Annotated in this window: 20 protein-coding genes; 10 read left to right on the top strand and 10 right to left on the bottom strand. The window is 37.0% G+C overall.

Annotated elements, in window-relative coordinates:
* Positions 1-2: 2 nt before the first annotated feature.
* From R3E32_06520 to R3E32_06530, 3 genes are all read left to right on the top strand, one after another.
* Entirely contained in the window at positions 3-797 is a 795-nt protein-coding gene (locus tag R3E32_06520; GenBank protein MEZ4884378.1) for a T9SS type A sorting domain-containing protein, read from the top strand.
* Positions 798-886: 89 nt separating this feature from the next.
* Positions 887-1,786 carry a GTPase Era gene (gene era, locus R3E32_06525; protein ID MEZ4884379.1) on the top strand — a complete coding sequence of 300 codons (900 nt, stop codon included), beginning with the start codon at positions 887-889 and terminating at the stop codon, positions 1,784-1,786.
* A gap of 275 nt (positions 1,787-2,061) precedes the next feature.
* Entirely contained in the window at positions 2,062-3,894 is a 1,833-nt protein-coding gene (locus R3E32_06530) for a tetratricopeptide repeat protein (GenBank protein ID MEZ4884380.1), read from the top strand.
* A 530-nt stretch (positions 3,895-4,424) separates the two neighbouring features.
* Here the strand turns inward: R3E32_06530 and R3E32_06535 are convergent.
* A complete protein-coding gene (locus R3E32_06535) occupies positions 4,425-6,218 on the bottom strand; it encodes a wax ester/triacylglycerol synthase family O-acyltransferase (protein ID MEZ4884381.1) in 1,794 nt (597 codons plus the stop codon).
* Between the two features lie 707 nt (positions 6,219-6,925).
* Here R3E32_06535 and R3E32_06540 point away from each other — a divergent pair.
* The gene (locus R3E32_06540) at positions 6,926-11,308 is read left to right on the top strand and encodes a hypothetical protein (GenBank protein ID MEZ4884382.1); all 4,383 of its coding nucleotides are present in this window, start codon (positions 6,926-6,928) and stop codon (positions 11,306-11,308) included.
* A gap of 300 nt (positions 11,309-11,608) precedes the next feature.
* On the opposite strand, the gene R3E32_06545 is transcribed toward R3E32_06540, so the two are convergent.
* The 6 genes from R3E32_06545 to R3E32_06570 form a co-directional block, all read right to left on the bottom strand.
* A complete protein-coding gene (locus R3E32_06545; GenBank protein ID MEZ4884383.1) occupies positions 11,609-11,737 on the bottom strand; it encodes a hypothetical protein in 129 nt (42 codons plus the stop codon).
* A 213-nt stretch (positions 11,738-11,950) separates the two neighbouring features.
* Positions 11,951-12,136: a hypothetical protein gene (locus R3E32_06550; GenBank protein MEZ4884384.1), complete on the bottom strand. Its 186-nt coding sequence runs from the start codon at positions 12,134-12,136 to the stop codon at positions 11,951-11,953.
* 76 nt (positions 12,137-12,212) lie between these two features.
* Complete coding sequence (locus R3E32_06555) at positions 12,213-12,404, bottom strand: hypothetical protein (GenBank protein ID MEZ4884385.1); 192 nt, start codon at positions 12,402-12,404, stop codon at positions 12,213-12,215.
* Positions 12,405-12,904: 500 nt separating this feature from the next.
* The gene (locus tag R3E32_06560) at positions 12,905-13,096 is read right to left on the bottom strand and encodes a hypothetical protein (protein ID MEZ4884386.1); all 192 of its coding nucleotides are present in this window, start codon (positions 13,094-13,096) and stop codon (positions 12,905-12,907) included.
* A 521-nt stretch (positions 13,097-13,617) separates the two neighbouring features.
* On the bottom strand, positions 13,618-13,809 hold the full coding sequence (locus tag R3E32_06565) for a hypothetical protein (GenBank protein MEZ4884387.1): 192 nt from the start codon (positions 13,807-13,809) through the stop codon (positions 13,618-13,620).
* Between the two features lie 504 nt (positions 13,810-14,313).
* A complete protein-coding gene (locus R3E32_06570; protein ID MEZ4884388.1) occupies positions 14,314-14,505 on the bottom strand; it encodes a hypothetical protein in 192 nt (63 codons plus the stop codon).
* A 328-nt stretch (positions 14,506-14,833) separates the two neighbouring features.
* Between R3E32_06570 and R3E32_06575 the strand changes: the two genes are divergently transcribed.
* Positions 14,834-15,604 carry a hypothetical protein gene (locus R3E32_06575; protein MEZ4884389.1) on the top strand — a complete coding sequence of 257 codons (771 nt, stop codon included), beginning with the start codon at positions 14,834-14,836 and terminating at the stop codon, positions 15,602-15,604.
* Between the two features lie 371 nt (positions 15,605-15,975).
* Here R3E32_06575 and R3E32_06580 read toward each other — a convergent pair whose 3' ends face one another.
* Positions 15,976-16,167: a hypothetical protein gene (locus R3E32_06580; protein ID MEZ4884390.1), complete on the bottom strand. Its 192-nt coding sequence runs from the start codon at positions 16,165-16,167 to the stop codon at positions 15,976-15,978.
* Positions 16,168-17,478: 1,311 nt separating this feature from the next.
* On the opposite strand from R3E32_06580, the gene R3E32_06585 reads away from it, so the two are divergent.
* From R3E32_06585 to R3E32_06600, 4 genes are read left to right on the top strand one after another with little or no spacing between them, the layout of a single operon-like run.
* Positions 17,479-18,531, top strand: coding sequence for a hypothetical protein (locus tag R3E32_06585; protein ID MEZ4884391.1), 1,053 nt, complete (start codon positions 17,479-17,481; stop codon positions 18,529-18,531).
* Entirely contained in the window at positions 18,528-19,625 is a 1,098-nt protein-coding gene (locus tag R3E32_06590; protein ID MEZ4884392.1) for a hypothetical protein, read from the top strand. Before R3E32_06585 ends, R3E32_06590 begins: the two co-directional genes overlap by 4 nt.
* Positions 19,618-20,073: a hypothetical protein gene (locus R3E32_06595; GenBank protein ID MEZ4884393.1), complete on the top strand. Its 456-nt coding sequence runs from the start codon at positions 19,618-19,620 to the stop codon at positions 20,071-20,073. The genes R3E32_06590 and R3E32_06595 overlap by 8 nt, the downstream gene beginning before the upstream one ends.
* 6 nt (positions 20,074-20,079) lie before the next feature.
* Positions 20,080-22,194 (top strand): hypothetical protein, encoded by a 2,115-nt coding sequence (locus R3E32_06600; protein ID MEZ4884394.1) that lies wholly within the window; start codon positions 20,080-20,082, stop codon positions 22,192-22,194.
* A gap of 95 nt (positions 22,195-22,289) precedes the next feature.
* Here R3E32_06600 and R3E32_06605 read toward each other — a convergent pair whose 3' ends face one another.
* On the bottom strand, positions 22,290-22,430 hold the full coding sequence (locus R3E32_06605) for a hypothetical protein (protein ID MEZ4884395.1): 141 nt from the start codon (positions 22,428-22,430) through the stop codon (positions 22,290-22,292).
* 85 nt (positions 22,431-22,515) lie between these two features.
* Between R3E32_06605 and R3E32_06610 the strand changes: the two genes are divergently transcribed.
* Positions 22,516-22,683 (top strand): hypothetical protein, encoded by a 168-nt coding sequence (locus tag R3E32_06610; protein MEZ4884396.1) that lies wholly within the window; start codon positions 22,516-22,518, stop codon positions 22,681-22,683.
* A gap of 158 nt (positions 22,684-22,841) precedes the next feature.
* On the opposite strand, the gene R3E32_06615 is transcribed toward R3E32_06610, so the two are convergent.
* Positions 22,842-24,917, bottom strand: a complete 2,076-nt coding sequence (locus R3E32_06615) for a hypothetical protein (protein ID MEZ4884397.1) — start codon at positions 24,915-24,917, stop codon at positions 22,842-22,844.
* Between the last annotated feature and the right edge of the window lie 67 nt (positions 24,918-24,984).

The raw sequence follows: 24,984 nt of genomic DNA on the forward strand, positions 1-24,984 counted from the left end.
ATTTGCCGAACAGTTCCATTCAAGCGATTCAACAAGCCGAAGCCAATACACCTGTATCGGAACGCCACAAACTCGAAAGCCGTATTGCTTATTTGCAGCACAAAAAAGAACTGCAAAAGCAATACATCGTTCAGCACTACCTAAAAGCACAGGACTTGGACCAAGCGATTCAAGCAGTTCTCTACGAAGCTGATGAAGCCGACTACAAAGCAGTGATTCCGCTTTATCTCCGAAAAGGCGATACAGCGAATGCCCAACAGTATTTGAATCTTATCTCTGCCCACAATGCAGAAAATACCCAATACATTGCCTTACAAAACCTACACATTGGTTTGCAATCAGCAGGCAGAAGTTGGTATGACATCACTGCCCAAGAGGAAGCAACGATTCGCAGTATTGCAAGTAGTCCAACAAGAGTAGCCGTTCATGCTCAAGCAATTTTGCATTGGGTTTTTGGAGAGCAATTTGAAACACATATCCCTGATTTGGACGGAAGTGGAAGTCACAAAAGAACGATACTGCCTCCGCTTAGTAACAGAGTGGGTAAACAGGAACTCCAAATCTTGCCCAATCCAAGCAAAGGAATAGCCAATATCTATTGGACTCCACAAGAAGAAACTTTCGGAGAACTAAAAATCTTTGATTTAACAGGAAGGCAAATAGCTAATTATGCAGTAAATCCTGCTATAGGACATACGCAATTGTCTATTGAAGGACTGAAAAATGGTATTTATATCTGTACTTTAAGTATTGGTGAACAAATCACTTATCAAACCAAGTGGGTGGTTGTTCAATAAGACTCATAATGGAAGAATTTTAAAGCTGAAACAAGGTTTTCATGGCGATGCTATTTACTATCCGTATCTTTGCAAAAAAATACTAGCAAATGAGCAAAGAAACAACACAAGCACACAAAGCAGGTTTTGTGAACATTATCGGCAGACCCAACGTAGGCAAATCCACCTTGATGAATGTATTGGTGGGCGAAAATTTGGCAATCATCACCTCCAAAGCCCAAACAACCCGTCACCGCATCATGGGGATAGTAAACGGTGAAGATTTTCAAATTGTGTATTCCGATACGCCAGGAATCATTGACCCTCACTACAAAATGCAGGAAGCCATGATGCGTTTTGTGAACGTAGCCTTCAAAGATGCCGACATTGTGTTGTTGATTTTGGACATTACCGAAAAACACAGCATGGTAGAATGGTACGAAGAAAAATTGAAGAAAATCAAAGTGCCAATCATTGTGTTGCTCAACAAAATAGACTTGGTGACTCCTCAATTTGTGGACGACCAAATTGACCTTTGGGAAAAGGCCAAATTTGCGCCCAAAGTAGTGCTTCCCATTTCTGCCTTACTCAAAGCCAATATGAATTTGGTGTTTGGCACGATTCTGCAAAACTTGCCCGAACATCCGCCGTATTACGACAAAGAATCGCTGACCGACAAGGACATGCGCTTTTTTGTATCGGAAATTATCCGTGAAAAAATTCTTCTCAACTACAAACAAGAAATCCCTTATTCGGTCGAAGTTGTGGTCGAGAGTTACAAAGAAGAAGAAAACCTCACCCGAATCCGTGCTTTGATTCTAACCAATCGAAAATCGCACAAGCCGATTCTGATTGGCAAAGGCGGTTCGATGTTGAAGCGAGTTGGTACTCAGGCTCGTGAAGACATTGAAAAATTTCTCGACCAAAAAGTTTTCCTCGAATTGTTTGTAAAAATCAAGGAAAATTGGCGTGACGACGATTTGTTTTTGAAGAACATGGGCTATCATTAAGGAAGAAATGAAAATGAAAATGAAAAAAACACTTCAATATCAGTTTGTTATCAAATAAAATTGTCAAAGAACCCGAATATCGTGGAATTTTGTTTCCTAAATCACCAAGCCACCAAAATAATTTGATATTGAAGTGATAATTGGTTTGGTTTTTGCATTTAACAGCGTGAATACAATTACAAGCTAAAAAGTTATTTTTTTTCTTAGTCCTCCCTTCTCCAAATACAGTTTCAGTAGTAAAGAACTATCAGTAAATCCCAAAGCAACTAAGGACTATGGCAACAATAGCTACGCAAACTCAGGCCCAAGCGCCAACAGCATCTGACGGCGAAAAACGATTGAATAGATTATTAGAATTGGCAGAATGGCATGCGTCCATACAACCCCAAAAAGCAATATTGCAGGCAGAAGAAGCACTGGAGATTGCTACTTTAAAAGCTGACAAATCAGCAGAATGTAAGCTCATGTATATATTGGGAACGACCTATTTGCATCAAGGTCGTTTGGAGATAGCCATGGAATACTTCAATCAAGCTTTGGATCTTTGCAGAAAGTGCTTTGATACCACAACTTTGGTAAAAACATACAACGCTATTGGCGATAGCTACAAACTCAAAGACAACAACAAATTGGCTTTGGAATATTACTTCAAAGCCTTGAAATACGATGTCAAATCCTTCAATACCACACTCTACAACAACATTGCCCACGCCTACGCTATCCTCAAAAAATACGATAAAGCCGTAGAATATCTTCAAAAAGGTATGAGTCTTGCCCAATCTCAAAATGAAACAGAGCCTTTGATCAGTTGCTTAATAAATATTGGTAGCAACTATTATTTGCAGGGAAAATACAAAAAAGCAATCGAACACTTCAATCAGGCACTAGAAACAGCAATGCAATACCGCAACTTTACGAAGCAGAGTGTGAAGTGTTTACACGATATAGGTTCTGCCCACGAATATTTGGGAAATTATGAAATGGCTCTGGAAAACTACCGCAAAGCTTTAGAAATCAGTAGGAATTGTTCTTATTTTTTGGATTCGTGTATGAATCTATACCGAATCGGCAATATTCGATTGAAGCAAAAACTGTATGACAAATCACTGAAATATTTTTACAAATGCTTGGAAATGATTGACGAGTATTCTTTTGAATCTCAGCGAATTGATTGTTTAAAAGGCATTTATGAAACCTACGAAATGTTGGAAGACTATGCCAATGCCAATCGTTTTTTGAAGGCAGTGATAGAGGTGCAAGACAAGCAATACAACCAAAAAATGGAACAAGAAATGGCGGCTTTGTTGCTAGACAAAGAAGAAGAAGTTGCCTTGTTAGAAGAAAAACGCAAAAAGGTAGAATTGCAAAACCAAAGCCTTTCTTCATCCTACAAAGTATTGGAATACAACAATAAAGAATTGCAGCAATATGCCTATGTAGTGGCACACGACCTCAAAGAACCTCTACGAAACATTGGTAGTTTTGCGGCATTGCTTCAAAAAAGATATGGCGATAGTTTAGATGCCACTGCAATTGAATTTATGCAGTATATCTTGAAAAACACCACACACATGAATGAGTTGTTGTCGGATTTGTTGAAATATGCTACTGTGAACAAAGATGTGCAGGGATTGGTCATTGAAGAGGTGAAAACACAGTCAGTTGTTGAAGAAGTACAGCGTATTTTGGAATCACGAATAAAAGCTACTCAAGCAGACATTGAAGTTGGAGCATTGCCCATTGTTTATTGCAACCGTTTGCATTTGACCCAACTATTGATGAACCTTATCAATAATTCTATCAAATTTCGCAGCGATAGGCCGTGTCAAATCAAAGTGAAAGCCAAAACCAACAACGATTCCTACATTTTTTCGGTTGAAGACAATGGCATTGGCATTGAAGAAGATTACCAACAACAAATTTTTAAAATCTTCAATCAATTAGAAAAACACAACCATACAGGTACAGGTATTGGCTTGGCTATTTGCGATAAAATCATCAAATTTTATGGCGGCGAAATATGGGTCAATTCTGAGAAAGGCAAAGGCTCAACCTTCTATTTTAGCTTACCGAGGTTTCCCAAAATCAAGCACCATATAATACCTTAAGGAATTAAAATGGGAATAAAAATTAAAAAAGGACTTCAATATCAGCTTCTTATCAAATAAAAGGTTCTTTGACAATTTTTGTAGAAGCCATAAAGACTTCGGAAGTTTCATTTTATAAGCAATTAATTATAGGTCTTCACATTAAAAAGGAATAAATCGCAACCCACCCCTGCCCCTCCAAGGAGGGGAATACTTGTACCAAGTGGGAAATTCCCCTCTTGGGAGGGGTAAGGGGTGGGATTAAGTAATATAAACAATCAATGCGGAAACCAATATTAGCAAAATAGTTTGTTGATTTTTTAAGCGACAAACTTCCGAAGCCTCCTATCACAGATTTTGTCAAAGGGCCAAATAAAATTGGCAAAGTTATTTTTGAAGCATTGCCTAGGATTGCGAGCCAAATAAATGCCACATTTGAGCTGGGTACTTTTGTAGTTTACTCTTTGAAGGAAGTTGATTTTCTTTATAATCAACAATTTTTTAAACAAAACTTCAAAAGTCTGAATCGGAAATTTATTTGGTTGAAGTGACTAAACATGAATCATTTTCAAAACCTTCAACAACTCCTCATCTCCTTCAACTTTCAACCTACCTTGAACAATAGCCGTTTCCATTTCCAAATCCCCTTCTGCAATGCGCTTCAAATGGTCGTTGCGGATGGTCATAACCAAGTCGGGATTTTCAGCTTGTCCTTCGCTGATTGTTGCAGGAATGACATTGAAGTCTATCTGCCAATTGTCTGACATCGAACCCGTGACATGAATTTGAATCTTGCCTTTTTTTGCAGAAGGATGTTTTTTGAAGTAGGTTTCTAATCTTTGGAAAAAATCAACAGGGCTTTCAGTAGTCACCTTACTTGCCGCCGCTTCTTTCTTGTCTGCTTCCAACTTCAATATCGCCGCCTCCAATTCATTTGCCGATTCTCGTAAATAGCGAGAAAAAGTGTCCAAATCGGGCATTGTTTTGACATCCGAAGTTGGGGAAATCGTCACCAAACCATTGTAGCTAAAAATGGTGATAATCAAGCCCATTCCGTCAATGATTGGAGCCATGCCCATGATAGACAAGACTTTGTGCCCATTGATGTACAATGGGAAATTGGGGCCAGGTACATTGGTAATCAAAACATTGAAGACTGGCTTGTGGTTTTCTGCCAAATGAAATCGGGAGTACAAACGTGCTGCTTGATTGGCCAAACCAAAAGGAACGGCTTCCGCCATATTTGCCAGCGTTTTTGCACCGAGGGCTTTTTGGTAGGCTTTTCCACGCATAGCATTTTCGTGAATCACCTCCAAACGTTCGATCGGATCTTCAATATGAGTTGCCAACTGCAATAACATGGAAGAAATTTGATTGCCCGCATTATTCGCTTCTGCCTCTGTTCGGGTAGAAACGGGGACAAGGGCTACCAGAGATTTTTTCGGTAACTTCTTCTTTTCCAACAAATACCGCCGCAATGCTCCTGCACAAATTGCCAATATGACATCGTTTAGCGTAGTACCCATGATGTTCTTCAATGCCTTGATGCGTTCCAATGACAAAATAGAAGCGTTCCATTTGCGTCTGGACGAAATGATGCCATTCAGAGGCGTAGAAGGGGCACTAAATGGACTTGGAGGAGGATCGAGTCTTTGGACACGAGACAATACACCCGCTTTGAGGGTTGCAGATAAAGTATTGGTTATCAGCTTGGGAAACTTGAGGGGATTGGTGGCAAAACTCACCGTACTTTTTGCTATCAATGCCAATTCATTCGGCAAGGGTGCTGGATTATAGGGTTTTGGCGCAGGAATTTCTTTTAGTTTGGGGCTTATATCGTACAAAACACTCAAAATTCCTGCTCCTGCTACTCCGTCAATGGCTACATGGTGTATCTTCGAAATGACCGCCACCGAACCTTTTGGCACTTGCGAAACACTGTCGAGTCCTTCAACGAAAGTAAAAGACCACAAGGGACGGGAACGGTCGAGATGTTCGCTGAATATTTGGGAGGCAGTATCTCGCAGTTCTTGCCAGCCGCCTGGCTGGGGCAAGGCGATGTGACTGAGGTGCATATCTATGTCAAATTCGGGGTCGTCAACCCAATAGGGATAGTCCATGCTCAATGGCACAGAGACCAATCGCTGGCGCATTTTGGGGATTTGGTGGATGCGTGAAAGGATGATTTGTCGGAAAGTCTCAAATTTTAGAGAGCCTTCAATGACGACTACACTGCCTACGTGCATGGGGCTGGTGGGGGTTTCGCCATACAAAAAGGTGGCATCTAAACCTGATATGGCTTGGATATTGGGAGAGTTGAACTGATTGAGGATTTTATCTAACATATTGTAGGGGTTGTTTTGTTTTGGAATACAAAGATAGGGTAAAAGCGGGTATTGGTGGTGAAATGTTTTTGGAGGGCTTTCTTAGGCTGCAAGGACAGATATTTGCGGTATAATTTAGATTTAATTTGGATTTTTAGTGGGGAATGGGTAGTTTTGAACGGGGTTGGGTTTGGACATATAGAAATATCAACTATTTGAGGCTTTTTCTCATTTATTTTTATTGATGTTTCTGGTTGTCAAGAAAGTACCTAACAAATATCAACTAAATTATTCAAAAATGACTTGCGATATATGTGCACCTTGGTGTACATATTGACGAGTTCCAATCAATTATAATATATAAAATATTGACTTCAAGCAATTTGGTTGGCGTTATTATAAAAAATACGATTTTTTCACTACCTTAGCGGAACATCGAAATGAGTTTCAGGGGAACGCTAAGGTAGTGAAAAAACCAGAAATAAACAGTCATATATCAACCATATATGGACATTTATTTCATTTCGATTTTTATTAAATAACTGAAAGAAATGAAATTACTGAAAGTCAACTCCGAGAGGAGTTAAAACTGCTTGGAACAACGAAATATATGATAATAAAAATTAAAAAATTTTTACTACATATATTTCAACCGTTGTGTTTCATGCAAAAAAAACGCAGATAACTAATTTCATAACGAAAGCAAATTAGTCAGTTTTCAAAATAGTTTGCTCATAGGCATCTCTGACATTAAATTAAAAATGGTAACAATTGATAAAATAGATTTTACAAAACTCAAACCATATGGGGGTGATTCAAAAAAATGTTTTGAGCATTTATGCTATCAAATTGCTCAAAAAGAATTTGGACATTTAGGAACCTTCACTCCAATTGATGGTGCTGGCGGAGATGGAGGCGTTGAATTTTATTTACATCTACCAAATGGTGAAAAATGGGGCTGGCAATGTAAGTTTTTTGGAGATAACGGTAGATTGAATATTAGTTCAAGAGATTCTGCAATTGAAAATTCTTTGGAAACAGCTTGTAGAAATCATACAGACCTAACGAAATGGTTTTTGTGTTTAAAAACTGATTTGACAACAGATAGTCTTTCAAGCAAAGGGAAATTTAGCAAGGGTGAAAGAAACTGGTTTGAGAATGAATTACCAAACAAGATTCCAACAGGAAGAACAATTAAACTTGAACATTGGGGTGAATCATCTTTCATTTTGTTCCTAAAAGATTTAAAACATATTGGAATTCGGAGTTTCTTTTTCGGGGAACTTGAATTCTCCAATGAGTGGTTTAAGAAAATATTTGATGAAAACTTTGAAAAGGTAAAAGATAAATACGACCCAGACTTACACAGCATTGACAAATACACACAATCAAAAATAGACTTCTTACTCTTTGATTCAAATTATTGCAAACACATTGAACTATTAAAAAAAGACCTTCTTGAAAAGTCAAATCAAATTGAGGTTGCCCTAAAAGATTTTCGTGATGAAAAAATGATTAGTGAAAAGGAAGTAGTTCAACGAGAGAATTATTTCCTCCTCTGCAAAGAATTTAAAAATCACATTGCTTATGTTTTTGAAAGAGTTGAGTTTGTTTCCAACTGTTTCAAAAATTATTCTGAAGACCTTATTTCAAATTTTGATATTAAGGAAATAAGAGAAAATTTCTTTGAGCACTTCAGTAAGATTGACTATACAGTGTTTGAAGAAAAATCAAGAGCATTCAAAGATGCTTCGAGTATTTCTTATTTGATTTCAGACTTTGGAAACATCTACAATCAGTTCTTTAGAAATTACTTTCACGAAAAGCAAAAAGAACTTCACTTCTTAGCTGGTGCAGCCAAGGGGAAAACGCATATCTCATGTGATATTGTTTACAAAAAGATTAAAGAAGATAAGCCAGGCATATTCATCACTGGAGATAAGTTTACAGACGAAACAAATTTATCCGAAGCATTAAAACAGATTCTTGACATTAATCAGGAGTTCACCCTTGATGAATTTATTCAGGCACTTGACATTTACGGTTCAATTGTGAACTGTAAAATTCCAATTGTTATTGACGGATTAAATGAAACAACTTTCAATCGCTTCTTCTCTCCAATCTGGAAGAATCATTTAGGAAGTTTGATTTCTAAAATTTCACAGACAAATAATTTAATTATTGTAACTACTTGTCGAAGTTCTTACACAGGAAGAATTTGGAATGAAACAACAGATAAAATATTTAATTTCCTATATGGCTTTGAAGATTATGAAACAATTCTTGAAGCGGTAAATAAATATTTCAAAAAGTACAAATTGAAAGCTGATTTATTCTTTGCACCATTAGAAAAATTTAGTGACCCAATATTTCTTAAAATATTCTGTGAAATAAAAAACCCGAATTGGAAAACAAGCGATGAAGTTGGAGTAAACATTGAAGAAGAATCCACCTACGATGTATTCAATGAATACTTGAACCAAGTAAATAAAAGAGTTACACAAAACAATCATCTATTAAAAACAGGTGAGTCTTTCATCTCTGAAAGTCTTGCTGTCCTCTCAAATCATTTGTGGAAAAATAACTTAAGGGAAATTCCTGTAAAAGACTTTTACAGTCTAATTGACAGCAACAAGCCATACGAAAAGGATAAATCAAAAGCAGAGATTCTAATTAACGAAGGGCTTGTAGTTACCCGTGACATGAGAGACAAACAAGAGTATGTAAGTTTTACTTACGATATTCTTGCTGGATACATGATTAGTGAGAACTTAATCCACAAGAATCAGAATCTACAATATTTCACAAGCACAGAGTTTATTGAAAAAATTATTCAAGACACTGGACAGCATCCATTTTTTGAAGATGTAATTTCTTCTCTTTGTTTATTGTTGCCTCAGTTAAAACGAATTTCTGTTCATGAACTTATTGAAAGAGATAAAAAAGTAAAGTTTACAAGAAGCAAGGTATTTAAGTATTTGCCTAAAATTATTACCAACCAATTTTCAAAACGAATTTCATTTGCGAATTCTGCATTTGGTAAATCAATTATTTCACTGTATAAGTTACCTGCTCAATATGTAAAAAGCGAAGACAAAAATTTAGTAGCTAACCTTTTCTTTGGTTCTCATCAAAAAAAGAAAATTTTCTTTGACCTTTCTTTTAAAACACTCGGAGATATTAAGCACCCTTTGAATGCACTCTTTATTTCAAAGGTTTTGGAATCAATGCCAATGAATCAAAGAGATATAAGTTGGACAGAATACATAAGAAAGAAGTCGCATGACCTTGAAAGTTTTATTTCAGAGTTTGAAGTCCAGTGTAAGAACATCAATGAAGAATCTGTTATTGTAACTCAGAAGCAACATGTTCTCTCAAAAATAATTTTATGGTTTTTGACAAGCACAAACAGGGCTTTGCGAGACGATGCTACAAGAGCACTTTATTACTACGGAAGAAAATTCCCGAATGAGTTTTCTTCATTGGTTTATGATTCTTTGAAAATTAATGACCCTTATGTTTGGGAGAGAACTTTAGCTGCTTTATATGGAGTGACTATGGCAGAACATAACTCCTTTAAGTCGGACAAGTTCAGAAATATTTTGCTACCTGAAATTTGCAAGAGTATTTATAATTTAATTTTCAAAGAGAACGCACTGTTTTCAACTACACATATTTTGGCGAGGGACTATGCGAGAAGGACAATTGAAATTTGCCTTCTTCACAATCCAACCTCACTTGCTCAAGACGAAATTAAAAATGTCAGACCACCGTATTCATTTGGAGGAATAAGAGATTTAGGAGAGCATAACTATGGTGAAAATGACTATGATTATTCAGGTCCGATACGAATGGACTTTAGCAATTATACATTGGGGCACATCGTGAAAGATGGTGGTTCATATTCTAATCCGCCAGAAAAAATTAAAGTTCGCAGACAAATCTATTGGAGAATTTATGACTTGGGTTGGAACGCTGAACTGTTTAAAGACGCAGAAAATGCTCTTGGTAATGACAACTATTACAACAGAGGAAGAACAGAAAGAGCCAAGATTGAACGGTATGGAAAAAAGTATTCATGGATTGCATATTTTGAAAATGCAGGACTAAGAGACGACTTAGGATTAATGGATAGGGATTGGGATAGATTCAGAATTTCAGGTGCAGACATTGACCCAAGTTTCCCTTCAAAGCCAAAAGGAGAATTATTCATCAAAGATGATTTATTAGGGGATAGAGCAACCCCACTTGTTGATTGGTATGAGAACGGTGGTATGCCTTTCATTGAAGATTATCTTTCAATGAAAGATGTAGCAGGAAATAATGGAGAATGGATTTGCTTAGATGCATACGTATGTCAAGAAGATGTACCTGCTGAAAGACATAGATTCACTTTTATCAGAAGTTTACTTATAAAAGAAGAAGAATATGATGAGGCAATCGTTTTTTTAAAGAAACAAAATTTAGGTGGAAGATGGATAAGTGAAAAGCGAGAAAATTATTATACTTATGCAGGTGAGTTATATTATTGCAAAGATTCGACTTATGAAAACGACACAACTCTGGAATTCATAACTGCTAAAAAGAAAATCAAAATTAAAAGAGGCGACCCTGGCTATTTTCCCTCAGTGTTTTTTGACATGGAAGACGAAAAATTAGGTTTGCGAAAAGAATTTCCAGATGAAATTGAAAAAGAAGTTTCAGAGATAAAAGAGTTTTATGCTTTAATGCCAGTAATGGAATATAATTGGGAGAGTTATCATAGTCACCTCAATGATGCAGGGCATTCAACTGTTGTTGCTAAGGAAGTTGCGAATCATTTAAAACTACTCAATCAGCCACAAACTTTTGACTTGTTTGAATCCAATGGAAATAAAGCGTCAATCAATATTAATTATCATGATGATTACAATAATAATCACAGTTTGGTTTATTTGCGAAAAGACTTACTTAACAAATTTTTAAGCGAAAAGAAATTAAGATTCGTTTGGGCAATTTGGGGTGAAAGAGACGTTAGGTTTAAAACGAATGAAAGAAGGCAAGATTTTTTTACAACTCATCCTTTTAAAGAACATCAAGTATTTCAAAATATAATTGAGTATGAAAAATAAAGCACGAAAACACAATCGAGTAGGTAGCCCGTAAGCGGCTTGCCTACGGGAGTACCTCTCACACCACCGTACATACGGGTCTCGTATACGGCGGTTTCCTACCCATCTCCGATGATGCTCTTTTCACCATCACCAGCTATTTTGTACTTTAACATAGGGCTACTATCTGTCTATGCTTTTACAGCAATGGATGACAACATAGCTCCCTATCCAATTTCCAAAAGGGTAAGATTCAGTCCTTCGCCATGAGCAATCAATACTCGGCTACTATGACCTCTGCTGACTTCTGTAACTACCACCTTACTTGTTACCAAGTAGTGTTTTCTCTTCGGCTGATGCATTGCTTCCGTCTCCATAGTTACAGACCTCCCTCGGTAAGGTAAATATCCTTCGGTCAATCCCTGCTGAATCTACTGTATAGGTACTCATTGCTTCCGCAACGTTTTGGGCGTTAGTATGATGTGCTACCTTACCCGACCTATACAGCCTCGTATCCAGTTTCTGTTCGTCAGTACCAACCTTTGCAGTCCTGCTTACTTCCAGTGCATGGGTCGCCCCAAACCACCTTGCAGCTTGCTAACAGTTCGAGTCGTCACACCCGCCTGTAAGAGACTTTCACTCTCTGGACATTTTGCTTTCACTTCACAAAATCAAACGATTATTTAGGCAATAAGCTAAATCTTCGTTATATTTACCATTCAAGGCGCAATCGAGTAGGTAGCCCGTAAGCGGTTTGCCTACGGGAGTACCTCTCACACCACCGAGCGTACATACGGGTCTCGTACTCGGCGGTTTCCTACCCATCTCCGATGATGCTCTTTTCACCATCACCAGCTATTTTGTACTTTAACATAGGGCTACTATCTGTCTATGCTTTTACAGCAATGGATGACAACATAGCTCCCTATCCAATTTCCAAAAGGGTAAGATTCAGTCCTTCGCCATGAGCAATCAATACTCGGCTACTATGACCTCTGCTGACTTCTGCAATTGCCACCTTGCTTGTTACCAAGCGGTGTTTGCTCTTAGGCTGATGCGTTGCCTCCGTCTTTACAATTACAGACCTCCCTCGGTAAGGTAAATATCCTTCGGTCAATCCCTGCTGAATCTACTGTATAGGTACTCATTGCTTCCGCAACGTTTTGGGCATTAGTATGATGTGCTACCTTACCCGACCTACACAGCCTCGTATCCAGTTTCTGTTCGTCAGTACCGACCTTTGCAGTCCTGCTTACTTCAGTGCATCCCTCACGAGAAACCACCTTGCAGCTTGCTAACAGTTCGAGTCGTCACACCCGCCTGTAAGAGACTTTCACTCTCTGGACATTTTGCTTTCTCTTCACAAAATCAAACGATTCTTTAGGCAATAAGCTAAATCTTCGTTATATTTACCATTCAAGGCGCAATCGAGTAGGTAGCCCGTAAGCGGTTTGCCTACGGGAGTACCTCTCACACCACCGTACATACGGGTCTCGTATACGGCGGTTTCCTACCCATCTCGATGATGCTCTTTTCACCATCACCAGCTATTTTGTACTTTAACATAGGGCTACTATCTGTCTATGCTTTTACAGCAATGGATGACAACATAGCTCCCTATCCAATTTCCAAAAGGGTAAGATTCAGTCCTTCGCCATGAGCAATCAATACTCGGCTACTATGACCTCTGCTGACTTCTGCAATTGCCACCTTGCTTGTTACCAAGCGGTGTTTGCTCTTCGGCTGATGCGTTGCCTCCGTCTTTACAATTACAGACCTCCCTCGGTAAGGTAAATATCCTTCGGTCAATCCCTGCTGAATCTACTGTATAGGTACTCATTGCTTCCGCAACGTTTTGGGCGTTAGTATGATGTGCTACCTTACCCGACCTATACAGCCTCGTATCCAGTTTCTGTTCGTCAGTACCAACCTTTGCAGTCCTGCTTACTTCCAGTGCATGGGTCGCCCCAAACCACCTTGCAGCTTGCTAACAGTTCGAAGATAAGGAACTGGACTTTGTCGTCACACCCGCCTGTAAGAGACTTTCACTCTCTGGACATTTTGCTTTCACTTCACAAAATCAAACGATTATTTAGGCAATAAGCTAAATCTTCGTTATATTTACCATTCAAGGCGCAATCGAGTAGGTAGCCCGTAAGCGGTTTGCCTACGGGAGTACCTCTCACACCACCGTACATACGGGTCTCGTATACGGCGGTTTCCTACCCATCTCCGATGATGCTCTTTTCACCATCACCAGCTATTTTGTACTTTAACATAGGGCTACTATCTGTCTATGCTTTTACAGCAATGGATGACAACATAGCTCCCTATCCAATTTCCAAAAGGGTAAGATTCAGTCCTTCGCCATGAGCAATCAATACTCGGCTACTATGACCTCTGCTGACTTCTGCAATTGCCACCTTGCTTGTTACCAAGCGGTGTTTGCTCTTCGGCTGATGCGTTGCCTCCGTCTTTACAATTACAGACCTCCCTCGGTAAGGTAAATATCCTTCGGTCAATCCCTGCTGAATCTACTGTATAAGTACAGCATCAAATAATTGATGTTTAGGGCGTTAGTATGCGTGGCTACCTTACCCGACCTATACAGCCTCATATCCAGTTTCTGTTCGTCAGTACCGACCTTTGCAGTCCTGCTTACTTCAGTGCTTGGGTCGCCCCAAACCACCTTGCAGCTTGCTAACAGTTCGAGTCGTCACACCCGCCTGTAAGAGACTTTCACTCTCTGGACATTTTGCTTTCACTTCACAAAATCAAACGATTATTTAGGCAATAAGCTAAATCTTCGTTATATTTACCATTCAAGGCGCACCATCGAGTAGGTAGCCCGTAAGCGGCTTGCCTACGGGAGTACCTCTCACACCACCGTACATACGGGTCTCGTATACGGCGGTTTCCTACCCATCTCCGATGATGCTCTTTTCACCATCACCAGCTATTTTGTACTTTAACATAGGGCTACTATCTGTCTATGCTTTTACAGCAATGGATAACAACATAGCTCCCTATCCAATTTCCAAAAGGGTAAGATTCAGTCCTTCGCCATGAGCAATCAATGCTCGGCTACTATGACCTCTGCTGACTTCTGCAATTGCCACCTTGCTTGTTACCAAGCGGTGTTTGCTCTTAGGCTGATGCGTTGCCTCCGTCTTTACAATTACAGACCTCCCTCGGTAAGGTAAATATCCTTCGGTCAATCCCTGCTGAATCTACTGTATAGGTACTCATTGCTTCCGCAACGTTTTGGGCGTTAGTATGATGTGCTACCTTACCCGACCTATACAGCCTCGTATCCAGTTTCTGTTCGTCAGTACCAACCTTTGCAGTCCTGCTTACTTCAGTGCATGGGTCGCCCCAAACCACCTTGCAGCTTGCTAACAGTTCGAGTCGTCACACCCGCCTGTAAGAGACTTTCACTCTCTGGACATTTTGCTTTCACTTCACAAAATCAAACGATTATTTAGGCAATAAGCTAAATCTTCGTTATATTTACCATTCAAGGCGCACACAAAGTGCAGTCGGCAATTGCCAGCAAAAGCTGGCTACGGCGGCTATGCGAGGACGTTGGCAGTAATTAGAATGAAACACATCATAACAATCATATTCGGACTATTAATCGGAAATTCTGTTTTTGCAACAGGGCAAGTTCCAGATTATATGATTTACAAAGGTGATACAGTAGCAATTTTTTCAAATCCATTAGAGCAATATTTTGAACAGATTGGAAAAAGAGAACTTATAGACTTTGTGGGTTGTGGCTCAACAGCTTGTTGGCGCGGTTATAAAGCGATTTGGGAACTCAAAAATGACAGTTTATTTTTAAGACAGATTACAAGTTGTCATAAAGACTGTGGACTTGAAATTAAGAATGCCGACTTGAAGAAAATGTTTGGAACAGATGCCGTATTTGCAAATTGGTTTACTGGAAAAATTGTAATCCCTCAAGGAAATCAAATTCAATACATTCATATGGGCTATGCTTCAATCTATAGGGAACTTCATATTTCATTTAAAAATGGATTACAAATAAACGAAAGAACTGTTTCAAACGAAAAAATAGCAAATAAGATTGAACTCGAGAAAAAACAAATGCAGATTGCAAAAAAAGTTCAAGACACTCTTTTTTACCAAGTCAAAATGAAAATTGATTGGGACACGATTGCTACACCTTGGTATGACCTATGTGCCGAAAAATATATTTTAACATACAACAGAAAAGGAAAACTAAAGAAGGTTTGGTTGACTGGGAAGGAGAAACTTTTAGAGAAAAAATTGATGATTGGTGGTGGAATATGACAGATGATAGAAAATGTAGGAAAACAATAAAGAAAGCTTTGAAACCTATAAATATTTCCTATCTCGATTTGCCAAAACATAAAATAAAAATTCCATTTGAATTCTTTTACGACAGAAAAACTGGAAAACTGGAACTATGGAAAGAATTTTGGATGGAAGAATAATAATAACTACTGCCAATCGAGTAGGTAGCCCGTAAGCGGCTTGCCTACGGGAGTACCTCTCACACCACCGTACATACGGGTCTCGTATACGGCGGTTTCCTACCCATCTCCGATGATGCTCTTTTCACCATCACCAGCTATTTTGTACTTTAACATAGGGCTACTATCTGTCTATGCTTTTACAGCAATGGATGACAACATAGCTCCCTATCGAATTTCCAAAAGGGTAAGATTCAGTCCTTCGCCATGAGCAATCAATACTCGGCTACTATGACCTCTGCTGACTTCTGCAATTGCCACCTTGCTTGTTACCAAGCGGTGTTTGCTCTTCGGCTGATGCGTTGCCTCCGTCTTTACAATTACAGACCTCCCTCGGTAAGGTAAATATCCTTCGGTCAATCCCTGCTGAATCTACTGTATAGGTACTCATTGCTTCCGCAACGTTTTGGGCGTTAGTATGATGTGCTACCTTACCCGACCTATACAGCCTCTTATCCTACCGCTTTGCTCTTCTCTTCGACAAAGACATATCTATGTCTTTGGTTTCTTTCAGAAACTCTTCTTCGTTCACTATTCGTCAGTACCGACCTTTGCAGTCCTGCTTACTTCAGTGCTTGGGTCGCCCCAAACCGCCTTGCAGCTTGCTAACAGTTCGAGTCGTCACACCCGCCTGTAAGAGACTTTCACTCTCTGGACATTTTGCTTTCTCTTCACAAAATCAAACGATTCTTTAGGCAATAAGCTAAATCTTCGTTATATTTACCATTCAAGGCGCACCACAAAGCATCAGCGTTCATTGGCAGCAAAAGCTGGCAACGTCAGCTATACGGGACGTTGAACAAGTAGAATTAATCCACAACGACTACCGCAATCAAATCACAGGACAAGCAGCCCCAAAAAAAATCAAAACCTTTGACCCCCTCAATTTCATCCATCAATTCCTACAACACCTCCCACCCCGACACTTTCAGCGGCTGCGATATTATGGCTTACATGCCAGCATAAAACAAACAAAAATCAAAGACCAAATCCCCCAAAAGCTCAAAAGAAATGGCGCAACAGTTCGCACAACCCTGCAAATCATACGAGCCTTATTAGGCATAGAACTTTTAGCCTGTGAGCAATGTGGAGCAGTCGAATTCGAAAAAAACATCGAAAAACCCGACCACGAATGGTTGGCTAAAAACATCAGAAACTTCAATCCAAGAGCCTCACCCAAAAAACACGACATAAGAAAATCTTGCTCCAATAACCCATTGGAGAAAAGCAATACTATTGCTAATGGAAAAGTAGCACCCCAAAAGCACCAAACAACCTCACAAACCACTTGATAAAGCTCTATTTATCCAGTCCTTACCTCCAATTCTAAAAATAAAGCAATTTCTCCATACATTTTTTTGCCCCAAAACAAAATTTGGCTATATTTACGAAGTATAAAAGGCAGTCCGAACTAAGAGCCTTTCCCCTATACACCAATTTCGTTCAACTGAAATGTCTGCGCTAAGGAAGCTTGGAGTATTGTTGGAAGGGGTAGGAGGCGCAGACATTCCTTTGAGTTGTGTGCAATTCGATAGGACTTGCCTATTGGTTAAATATTCGACTCTTTTAAAAGACAGATGAAAACTATTACTAAAAATATATAAATTAGTTATAAATTTGAAGACTAATAGATGTTAGTTTTTGATTATAAAAGCTTTAATTATAAATAGTTTGACCAGAACAACTACAGAAATAACAATGCTTAAAGCCTTTCATGGTGATTCAATTCTTATTAAAACTTTTGATGAGGATTCTAAAGAATTTATAATACTTGTTGATGGAGGAACTGCTCAAACATTTAGGTATTCATTAAGAGATGAATTAAAAAACATTTCTCGTATCAACCTGCTAGTTCTTAGTCATATAGACTCTGACCATATTGCAGGCTTGATTAGTTTCTTTAATAATAGCTTAATAGAGATTATTGATATCGACGAAATATGGATGAACAACCCCGATTTGGTCGAAGTTAATACTGGTAATCTAATTAGTGTGAAGCAAGGAGATAGTTTAAAAGAACTTATTCTAGAAAAAAAACCAGCAGTCAAAATTCATCAAATTTCAACGGAAAAAAGAAAAATAAATAAACTTGGAATTGAATTTACATTTTTGTCGCCAACTCCTGAAATTGTAAATAAACTTTATGAGAAATGGGAGTTGTTAAGGGGTGTAAATAAACCAGTAATAGAGGCGAAAATTTCTTCAGATAAGAAAAATGATATTCAGTCTTTAGAAGAACTTAGTAAAAAACATTTTACCCCTGATAAAAATATTGATAATGATGTTTTAAATGCATCATCTATTTCATTTTTGTTAAAATGCCCAGATACTTCATTATTGCTGCTTGCTGATTCAAGACCAGAAATTATATCCAAAAAACTAAGAGAGCTTGGCTTTAACGAAAAAAAACCTTTAATTGTTGATTATGTAAAGGTTTCACACCATGGAAGTTCGAATAATACTTCCCAGGAGCTACTAAGTTTGATTAATTGCAATAATTACTTAATCTCAACTAATGGAGGTACGGCCAATAATAAACATCCAGCAAGAGAAACTATTGCGCGGATAGTTTATAATTCCAATAGGTCTGAAAAAGAATTGAAAATTTATTTTAATTACGACCTTGTTGATTTAAAGAACAGAATAGGCCATTTTATTAATGATAACGATCTAAAGCATGGTAATTGGAGTGCTGATAATCAAAATAGATTTTATAGTTTATGAGAATACATAATCAAGTTGAAAAATATTGTGTTCGAATTAAAAGCAATGGACATACAGGGAGTGGGGTGCTTATTCCAGGGGATGAAACTTTTTATGTATTTACGGCCGCTCATTGTTTAGGTGATAGCAAGCCTGACATAAAGGATATCATAATAGAAAAACAAAATGATTACACCTGTAGTTTTAAAGAAATTACAAGTATAAAAATTATAGAGTTCAATAAAATTCATGATTTTGCCCTTATTGAAATAGATTTTGAGAACGAGCAAAAAATGCTTTATACCTATAAATTAGGTGGAGGTGTATTAGCAGAAAATGGCATAAAATTTTGCGGTTATCAAGGCATCAACATAGATCAATATAGGCCTTTTGAAGGAAAGGTGTTATCAATTAGCGAAGATCAAGGTCAGTTTAAGATCACTTTACAAGATATTACTTTTGATCAAGGTGGAGAATCTGGCCAATTTATTGCGAAAGGATTGTCAGGAAGTGGTGTGTTTATTTATAGACATAATTCACCATTTTTAATTGGAATATTAAAATCTGTTATTACAGATAAAGCTTGGAATGATGATATTGAATGTTGTTCTATAAGACACATTAAAGAATACATTTCAGAATATGTAGATTTATCTGATTTTGATAATTTAATTAAATGGAATGAAAATTTAGAAAATGAAAGAACAGATAGAGAAATAGAGGCATTTAAAGAAGAGAATAGCGATTTCTTCGACTTACTTTATAAAAAAAATCATGTACTATATTCTGATTCTGAAAAAATAGACAGGGTGACTGCAAAACAAATACGAAAGTTTCTAGCGATGAAAGAGAATATTAGAACAATTGAAAACGATTACCCTATTCTTTATTCACAATTCAAGAGCATTGTTAAGCGGTTTGTAGACCAAGTAGAAGATGATTATTCAAGAAGCGTAAAAGAAAGTAGTGAAGCACTCAATCTAAAGCTTCAGCTTCAGTCTCAGTTAAAGGATGAACTTGAAATTTTACCTGATATTACTAACTTAGACCTATCTGATTATCAAATAATTGAATGGCTTGGAATATGCACATTAAATTTCACTACAAATGATTAATGTTGAACTATATCAAAAACCAACTTCTATATCTATAAGATACAATGGTTACTATAAAATTGTGTTATTGTTGGCAATAATAAGGTATTGTGGGTATGGCAAAAAGGCAAATTTAGAACTTATTCACATTGTTTTTTGGAGCTTACGGAATGAAGAAAATTATAATGTTCTACTTGATTTCTCAAATCAGAAAAGGAATAGCTTGATACCATGGACATTTGAATATGGTATTGATGAAGTCTTAGCGTTAGGTTTTATTAATGATTACCTAGAGCGTATCATAGTAAGCAACACTCTCGAAGTTAAAGTGACAAAGAAGGGGGTTGATACGATAGATTCAATTAATAAATTTAACTTATTCCAAGACGAAATAGGGAGAATTAAAACATTGGGAATAATACCTAAATCGAGATTGATTTTTGCAAACAAAAATTGGTCATTAATATAGAAAAAGATGTTCTGGATAAACAAGCTAAAGACGGAAATTCTATCAGATAGAAGTGAAGATATAACTGATTTATATGGATTTGAAATTCACTTTGATAAAGGTCTGAACATAATAGCAGGACCAAACTCAAGAGGGAAAACTACGATTAATACTTGTGTCTATTACGGTTTAGGCATGGAAGAACTTCTTGGTGCTCATAATGAAAAAGCTCTAGACAAAGCTCTTAAAAAAGAATTTACAATTAAGCTCAATGAAAATGACGAAAAAGGGGTTAATTATAGAGTGCAATCTTCAAAAATTTTTTTAGAAATTGAAAATGAAAACAATGAAATTGTTTGTTTAGAAAGATATATTACTCCTAATTCAGAAAGCGTAAAAACAACTAATATTACTGTTTATTTAGCATCATTAGATTTATTAACTGATGAAGTTAATAAAGACATATATTTTGTTAACTCAAGGGGAAATAATGAAGACCCTAACGGGTTTTATAATTGGTTAAGTAATTTTATTAATATAGAGCTACCTCAAGTCAGCAATAATTCTCGATCTGGCAATTATAGCCCTTTATATTTACAAACTATATTTTCGGCCTTATTTATAGAACAAACAAAAGGATGGTCAGATTTTTTCGCTACCATGCCATTTTTTGGTATCACAAGAGCAAAAGAAAAAATTGTAGAATTTCTCCTAGAGCTTAATGAAATTCGGCTTTCTACGAAGAAAGATGTATTGAATAAAGAGAAGAATCGTATAACAGAAGATTGGAAAACAAAAATCAAGGCATTCTCCTACTTAGAAAAGCAAACAAATTCAACTATTGTTAATATTCCACAGGAACTAACTACCGAAAAAATAGCGATTGATAAAATTACAGTTTTGTTTTCTACAGCTGAAGGCGATAAAATTACATTTAACCAATTTTTATTGGACAAAGAAGAGCAAGCGAAAGAATTGGAAAACAGGCCAGTTTCAAGGATAAAAGAAAATAGAGAACAAACAATTTTGGAATTCAGTAGCCAAAAAAAAGAGTACTCTGAATTAAAAGATTATGTTGAAAAATTTGAAAGTAAATTACGTGTAGATAATCAGCAATTGATCAACCTCACTAATCAACTAAGTATAGTCGAATCAGAAATAAAAGACCACATAAATTTACGTAAAGTTTTTAGTGAGAATATCATAAATGAGCGTGGTGCTAATCAATGTCCTACATGTGCTCAAGAGGTGACTACAAATCTCATTTCTACAAGAAATATACATATACCACAATTAACGTTAGAAGAAAATACGAGCTTTTTGAAAAGCCAAAAAAGAATAATAGAATCTTCTATTAATAGCCTTAGAGGAACACTAAAAGAAAAAAACATTCTTTTATCGTATTTTAAAAACAGTTTACGGAAAAAAGAAGTACTAATTAAGTCTATATCTAAAGATTTGATTTCTGATGATAGAGCTTTTTCTGAATCAGAGGTTGTGAAAAAACTGCAGCTTGAGGGCGAAATTGAAAACTTAAGAATTCTTAGAGAGTCAATTGCAGAATTGAAAGAAGAGTTAGTGGTACTGGCTAATAAATATCATAATAATGACATAGAAATAAGTAATTTGGGAGAATCGGAGGAAGAAGATGAAAAGAGAATAAAAGAATTTGAATCTCAGTATAAAAATTTCCTTTTTGATTTTGGTTATGAAAGCAATGAGAAATATCAAATCTCTCTGAACAGGAAAGAACCTTTTAAATACTTTCCTGTTTATAAGAATCATAAATATGATAAAGTTCCACAATCTATCAGAATAAATTCTTCCGCTTCTGATTTTGTACGCAACATTTGGGCTTACACTCTAGCGTTGTTGAATAAAGGTGCGAATCATCCAGGTGTTGTTATGTTTGACGAACCAGGTCAGCATAGGACAAATCTTAGTAGTTTGAAAGAATTATTTAGAGTTTGTTCAGAAATTACAGAAAAGCAAATTATAATTTTTACTTCTATTGATAAACCTTTAAATAATGATGAAAACGAAAAAATAGATTTGGATGTATTAATAGAAAACTTGGAGGTAGATAGTTATAATCTTATTAGATTAGATAATCTTCATAAGGTAATTAAAAGATTTAGATAAATGCACATAATCGAGTAGGTAGCCCATAGGCATTGAACGCCTACGGGAGTACCTCTAACACCACCGTACATACGGGTCTCGTATACGGCGGTTCGTTATTGATGCCTAATGCGGTGATAGTAGTTCACCAAACTTTCATAATCCTCTGCTTCTAATCGTTTGAGATTGATAGTCGTATCATTACCTAAGCTTTGGACAACCGAATCTATAAAAATATAAAAAAATAGCGTATTCAAGCGAAAATAATTGTTTACAATCCTTTTACCGAAAAAATAGTGTCATGGATAGATTAAAGAGGTAGCATTTATTTGATTCTTGGATTTGCCGACAAGCATCGGTGACTACCAACCAACTGACCAAACGCTTGCTTTTTTCAAGGAGGTGACGGTTAAGATTGACGAACAATTGGCGGCTTGGTATGCGATTGTGGAGAAGGATATTCCTGCTTTTAATCAGATGGAGAGAGAGAGAAGGAAGTGGATGCGGTGATGGTGGAAAGGGAATAGGTGAACGGTTTTGAATAGATGGTATTTTGGATTTATTGCAGCTGCAATACATGTAATAATTCCTGAAAGTTAATTATTAGAAAATCCCCTTCTTTTGAATCCAAAATCTATATTGAAGGGGATTTTTTGTTTTTAAATTAACTATTTATGGAAATAAATATTGTCTAAATAAATCGTTCCATCACCATCAAACTTCAGTTGAATGACATCCATTAAATTTACCACACTTGAAAATGTTGACAAAGGAATATCCACACTTACCCATTGTCCAGTTGTCACCTCAAAAGTATGTAACGTTTCTGCAGGACCTGTACTGATTAGAAAGCCATTAAATCCTGTTGAATTTGCAGTCCAATAATCAATATGCAGCATACTCATTCCTGATACATCCAATGCAGATGCAAATTGCGTTCCTTGATAATTTAGATTCTCATATTTTAAGACCTTGTTTCCTGCAATATTTTCTTGTGTCACTACTGTACCTTGTCCCCAATTAGGATTAAAATCTGTTCCTTCAACATTGGAGTAAGCATCACTAAATACAGAGATTACATCTGATTCAAGAACAGTTGGCGTTGGTGCAGCGGTAAAAGGTTCTGTTGCTTGTCCTCTATGGAAATAAATATTGTCTAAATAAATCGTTCCGTTGCCGTCAAACTTCATTTGAATGACATCCGTTAGATCTACCACACTTGAAAATTCTTCTAAAGGAATGTTCACACTTACCCATTCTCCAGTAGTTACTGCAAAAGCATGAGGAGTTTCTGCAGGGCCAGTGCTGATAAGGAAACCATTAAATCCTGTTGAATTTGGAGTCCAATAATCAACATGTAGAAAATTCATTCCTGAAACGTCTATTGAACTTGCCAATGCAATTCCTTGGTAATTTAGATTCTCATATTTTAAGGTGTTGTTTCCTGCAATATCAACTTGTGTTACTACCGTACCTTGTCCCCAATTAGGGTTAAAATCTGTTCCTTCAACATTGGTGTAAGCATCACTAAATAGAGAAATCACATCTGATTCTGCAACAGTTGGAGTTGGCGCAGCAGTGCTTGGTCCCGTTGGTTCTTTATGGAAATAAATATTATCTAAATAAATGGTTCCATTACCATCAAACTTCATTTGGATAACATCCATTAAATCTACTACGCTCGAAAATTCTGACAAAGGAATATCAATACTTACCCACTCTCTTATAGTTACCTCAAAAGCATGTGGTGTTTCTGCAGGCCCAGAGCTTATAAGAAAACCATTAAATCCTGTTGAATTTTCCGTCCAGTAATCAACATGTAAAAAAGACATTCCAGAAACGTCTATTGAGTTTTCCAATACAATTCCCTGATAATTTAGGTTCTCATATTTCAAGGTGTTGTTTCCTGCAATATCAACTTGTGTCACTACCGTACCTTGTCCCCAATTAGGATTAAAATCCGTTCCTTCAACATTGGTGTAAGCATCACTAAATAGAGAGATTACATCTACCTCTGCAACAGTTGGAGTCGGCGCAGCAGTAGTTGGTTCTGTTGGAGGAACGATAATCTCACCTTCTCCAAGTATAATGTCATCAAAATAATGGATAGTTTCTGCATCTTTGGGGCCTTGGTAATCAAAAAACAAGACAACCCGATCAAATTTATCCGTATCACCTGAAGAGAACGTATAGGTCAATTCTTCCCATTCATTTGCAACCGTAGTAGGAAGTGATATTTCTGAATTGATATCTCCGTCGGCACTATCTTCCAATTTTAAGGTCATCATCTGACCTACAGATGGGGAATAAAATTTGATTTTGACACCTTGATAAGTTGAAAAATCTATCTTTGAAGATAAATCAAAGAAAAATCCTGCCCAAGGTTCTATTCCCGCAGTTTGAGTTACTTGCACCACTTTTTCAGAAGTATTGATACCTCCTTTTGCAGGATTCTCAACATATTCGATAGTAATAGCTCCATCTTTCTCTCCAAAAAATGTGTAATCTGGCCCTTCACATTCAAAATCTATTGCCTCATCTCCATTCAACTCAGGAGATCTACCTGTTAAAAAAACGCAGGCTCCAGTAGTATCTGGCACAGGAGCTATATAAGCTGAAGGTGGGGGTATGTCATCTTCTTTGTTACAGGAGGCAAAGAATACAATTGTCATACTGAAAAGTACCAGCATGAGCAAAACAGGAACGTTATTTGCTTTTTTAATATATATATTTTTGTTTTTCATCGTTTGAATTTTATGATTTATTTTTTAAAATTTAAGTAGATGGCTCAATGGTTTCGCTTCGCTGATG

Source organism: Chitinophagales bacterium (assembly GCA_041392475.1).
GTDB lineage: Bacteria > Bacteroidota > Bacteroidia > Chitinophagales > UBA2359 > JAUHXA01.

Coding starts and splice junctions, on each gene's coding strand:
- R3E32_06535 (MEZ4884381.1), bottom strand. CDS start 6,218: ATGTTAGATAAAATCCTCAATCAGTTCAACTCTCCCAATATCCAAGCC.
- R3E32_06595 (MEZ4884393.1), top strand. CDS start 19,618: ATGATTAATGTTGAACTATATCAAAAACCAACTTCTATATCTATAAGA.
- R3E32_06600 (MEZ4884394.1), top strand. CDS start 20,080: ATGTTCTGGATAAACAAGCTAAAGACGGAAATTCTATCAGATAGAAGT.
- R3E32_06590 (MEZ4884392.1), top strand. CDS start 18,528: ATGAGAATACATAATCAAGTTGAAAAATATTGTGTTCGAATTAAAAGC.
- era (MEZ4884379.1), top strand. CDS start 887: ATGAGCAAAGAAACAACACAAGCACACAAAGCAGGTTTTGTGAACATT.
- R3E32_06530 (MEZ4884380.1), top strand. CDS start 2,062: ATGGCAACAATAGCTACGCAAACTCAGGCCCAAGCGCCAACAGCATCT.
- R3E32_06545 (MEZ4884383.1), bottom strand. CDS start 11,737: ATGAGTACCTATACAGTAGATTCAGCAGGGATTGACCGAAGGATATTT.
- R3E32_06550 (MEZ4884384.1), bottom strand. CDS start 12,136: ATGGTGAAAAGAGCATCATCGGAGATGGGTAGGAAACCGCCGAGTACG.
- R3E32_06615 (MEZ4884397.1), bottom strand. CDS start 24,917: ATGAAAAACAAAAATATATATATTAAAAAAGCAAATAACGTTCCTGTT.